Origin of the sequence: Pseudomonas sp. R62 (assembly GCF_000257605.1) — a bacterium.
In the GTDB taxonomy this organism is placed as follows: domain Bacteria; phylum Pseudomonadota; class Gammaproteobacteria; order Pseudomonadales; family Pseudomonadaceae; genus Aquipseudomonas; species Aquipseudomonas atacamensis.
On sequence record NZ_JH635999.1, the window covers coordinates 1,518,564 to 1,522,638 of the forward strand.

3 protein-coding genes are annotated in these 4,075 nt (G+C 63.3%); all 3 read right to left on the reverse strand.

Features of this window, described 5'->3' with window-relative positions:
* Positions 1–1,006, reverse strand: a 1,006-nt coding sequence (gene selB / locus OQK_RS24880) for a selenocysteine-specific translation elongation factor (protein ID WP_038861723.1), incomplete at its 3' end; no start/stop codon positions are given.
* Positions 1,003–2,415: an L-seryl-tRNA(Sec) selenium transferase gene (selA, locus tag OQK_RS24885; protein ID WP_016774816.1), complete on the reverse strand. Its 1,413-nt coding sequence runs from the start codon at positions 2,413–2,415 to the stop codon at positions 1,003–1,005. The genes selA and selB, both read right to left, overlap by 4 nt.
* A 1,045-nt stretch (positions 2,416–3,460) precedes the next feature.
* On the reverse strand, positions 3,461–4,075 hold a 615-nt coding region (gene fdhE / locus OQK_RS24890), incomplete at its 5' end, for a formate dehydrogenase accessory protein FdhE (protein ID WP_038861725.1).

Genomic DNA, 4,075 nt, shown 5'->3' on the forward strand with positions numbered 1-4,075 from the left:
GCCGATCACCCTTCACCGCTTGCACCGGCGCGTTGATCAGCAGTTGCGCGAACATGCGCTCGCCGGGGCTCAGGCGCGGGCCTTGCAGCAAGGCGACGCGGGCGATGACATCTTGCGTGCCAAGGTGCAGATGCACCGGGTGAAAATGTTCAAAGGTGCGCTCGCCGGGCAACAGCTGAAAGTCGATGTCGATGCGCTGGGTCGGGGCGTGCAGCCAGTCCGCCAGCAGCCATTGGCCACGGTGGATTTGCGCCAGTTCCAGACGATCGCCGCTGAGGTTCAATGCCACGCGTTGGCCAGCGAACGCCTGTTCAGCGGCCTGATTTTGCGCGTGCAGGCCACGGATGCGCACCGATTTGCCCGCAGGCCCCAAGACAAGTTTGTCGCCCACCGCAACCGTGCCCGATAGCGCGGTGCCCGTGACCACAATCCCCGCACCGGGGACGCTGAACGCCCGATCAATCGCCAGACGAAAGCCGCCCTCACAACCGCGTGCCTGCACCTCGTTCTGTGCCTGCAATAACGCCGCGCGCAACTCACCGACGCCCTGCCCGTTCACGCTCGACACGGTAAAAATCGGCGCATCAGCAAATGGCCCGGGCGCCAGCAAATCGAGCACTTGGCGCTGCACCTCTTCCACCCTGCCCGCTCCCGCCCGGTCGCATTTAGTGATCGCCACCAGCGCGCGCGGGATGCCGAGCAGCTCAACGATCGCCAGGTGCTCGCGGGTCTGCGGCATCACCCCGTCATCCGCCGCGACTACCAGCAACACCAGATCGATGCCCTGCGCACCAGCGAGCATGTTGTGGGTGAATTTTTCGTGGCCGGGCACGTCGATGAATCCGGTCAGCCCGGCGCCCGCTGCGAGTTCGGCGTAGAGATAACCGAGGTCGATGGTCATGCCGCGTTCGCGCTCCTGCGGGCGGCGGTCGCCGGTTTGCCCCGTCAGCGCCTGCAACAGCGAAGTCTTGCCGTGGTCGATGTGCCCCGCCGTGCCGACGATCACCGGTCGACCTGCAATTGCGCCAACTGCGCCAGCCACGCTGGCTCATCGTCGAGCTGACGCAGATCGAGCCACAGCGCATCGTCGCCGATCCGACCGAGCACAGGGATCGGCAAACCGCGCAACGCTGCTTCGAGATTCAATAAATAGCGCCCGCGCCAACGCTTGGACACTCGCGGGCGACAACACAGCGCCGCACTCGGCAGACGCGCCACCGGTTGGCTGCCGCTGCCGATCATGCCCAACGCCTCGACTGCACTGACCTGCCAGACCTCGCCCAGCACATCAGCGAGCAGCGGTTGCAAACGCACCGCCTGCGCATGAATGTCGGCTTGCGGCCGGGTCAGCAGACGCAGGCTCGGCAGACGCGCGGCGAGGCGATCAGGGTCGCGGTACAGACCGAGCACCGCTTCCAGCGCGGCCAGGGTCAATTTGTCGACCCGCAGCGCACGCTTCAATGGGTTCTTCTTGATCTTCGCGATCAGTTCTCTGCGCCCGACAATCAATCCGGCCTGCGGCCCGCCAAGCAATTTGTCGCCGCTGAAGGTGACGATGTCGGCGCCATCGAGCAAGGCCTGCCGCACCGTCGGTTCCGCCGGCAGGCCCCAGCGCGTCAGGTCAAGCAGACTGCCGCTGCCCAGATCTTCCAGCAACGGCAAGCCATGAGCGTGAGCCAACTCGGCCAGTTCCGCAGTCGGCACCCGCGCGGTGAAGCCTTCGATGCTGTAGTTGCTGGCATGCACGCGCATGATCAAACCGCTGCGCGGGCCGATTGCCGCTTGGTAATCCCTGGCATGGGTGCGGTTGGTGGTGCCGACTTCATGCAGGCGCACGCCGGCGCGGGCCATGATGTCGGGGATGCGGAAGGCGCCGCCGATCTCGATCAGCTCACCGCGCGAGATGATGCCTTCCTTGCGCGCGCCGAGGCTGTTGAGGGTCAGCAGCACGGCAGCGGCATTGTTATTGACCACGGTCACCGCTTCGGCGCCGGTCAGTTCGCGGATCAGGCCTTCGATCAGATCGTCACGATCACCGCGCTTGCCGCTGGCCAGATCGAACTCGAGATTGAGCGGATAGCGCGCGGCCATTTGCACCGCTTCGATGGCTTCCTCCGGCAGCAAGGCGCGGCCGAGATTGGTGTGCAGCACCGTGCCGGTCAGATTGAATACCCGGCGCACCTGGCTGCGTTGTTGTTGCGCCAAGCGTTCGCCGACGCGGCCGGCGAGTACTTCGGCGCCGATTTCCACCGCCGCCAATTGCCCGCTCAACACGCCGGGCCGCAGCTCATCGAGCAACTGACGCAGGCCCGTCAGCAAAGAATCCCGGCCGTAACGCTCGGCCAACGGCGCGCACGCCGGGTGACGCAACAAGCCATCAATGGACGGCAACCGCAGGGCAACGCTGGAAGACATCAGCCACTCCTGATTTCACTGAAACAATCCCTTTTGGGAGCAAGCTTGCTCCCGAAAGGGTTTCAGAAGTGTAGACGCACTGCCGGAGCGAGCTTGCTCGCGAAAGCGGTGTATCAGTTAGTGTGGTTGTCGCTGACCCGCCGCCTTCGCGAGCAGGCTCGCTCCCACAGAGAAATCCGGGGCTGAGCGGGCTTTGTGATTCGGCACACAAATCTGTGGGAGCTGGCTTGCCAGCGATTGCAGTGGGTCAGTCAAAAACGGCGGTGGATGTGCCGACCGAATCGCTGGCAAGCCAGCTCCCACAGTGATTCGGGGTGGAATGAACATTGTTGGTCATCACAAAAACCTGTGGGAGCGAGCTTGCTCGCGAAAGCGGTGTGTCAGTTAGTGTGGTTGTCGCTGACCAGACGCCTTCGCGAGCAAGCTCGCTCCTACAGAGAAATCCGGGGCTGACCGGGCTTTGTGATTCGGCACACAAATCTGTGGCTGGCTTGCCAGCGATTGCGGTGGGTCAGTCAAAGAAGGCGGTGGATGTGCTGACCAATCGCTGGCAAGCCAGCTCCCACAGTGATTCGGGGTGGAATGAACATTGTTGGTCACCACAAAACCTGTGGGAGCGAGCTTGCTCGCGAATGCGGTGTGTCAGTCAGTGTGGATGTGGCTGACCTGACGCCTTCGCGAGCAGGCTCGCTCCCACAGAGAAATCCGGGGCTGACCGGACTTTGTGATTCGGCACATAAAACTGTGGGAGCTGGCTTGCCAGCGATTGCGGTGGGTCCGTCAAAGAAAGCGGTGGATGTGCTGACCAATCGCTGGCAAGCCAGCTCCCACAGGGATTCGGGGTGGAATGAACATTCTTGGTCACCACAAAAACCTGTGGTAGCGAGCTTGCTCGCGAATGCGGTGTGTCAGTCAGTGTGGATGTGGCTGACCTGACGCCTTCGCGAGCAGGCTCGCTCCCACAAAGAAATCCGGGGCGGACCGGGCTTTGTGATTCGGCACATAGACCTGTGGAAGCACACCCCCTCTCACAATTTTGCTCTGGTCATTCGTCTCCCGGCGCCAGCAGCAGATTGGGCGCCAGACGCTGATAGCCGTCCTGGGCCAGGCGCATGTCCAGCAGCAAACTGCCGAGATCTGCCGACAACGCCTCGGCTTCGGCATCGTTCTCAAGATAGAGCAATTTCAGGTAGCTGTTGCAGCTGGGGCAGACTTCGGCGCGCAGCGGGGCCTGTTCGGCGCTGTGCCGATCGTCTTCCTGGCTCAGGTACTCGAGGCCTTTGCTCTGCTCGCAATACACGCACTTGACCCGCACCACGTGCCATTCGCAGGCACACAGCGAACACACCAGATAGCGCAAACCGTTGTGCTTGCCGCGATGGCGAATGACCCCGGCCATGGCCGGTGAACCACAGGCCGGGCATTGGCTGAGGCTGTCACCGGGTTTGAGTTGCAGTTGCGGCACGCTCAGCAGCCAGTGGCTCCAGGCGGTTTGCAGCGCGGCGCCGAGAAACGGCACCAGCGCCGCTGGGACTAGCGAGTATTGCCCACTGACCAGCGCCACCGCCCACGCGCGCAACTGACCGGGACCTGCGGCGCGCAAAGTATCCAGCGCGTCGATCACCGCTGGCTGATCCGCAGGCACATAGCGCTGCAGCAA

Bases quoted from the DNA above. Each gene is read 5' to 3' on its own strand.
- selA (WP_016774816.1), bottom strand. From the start codon at position 2,415: ATGTCTTCCAGCGTTGCCCTGCGGTTGCCGTCCATTGATGGCTTGTTG.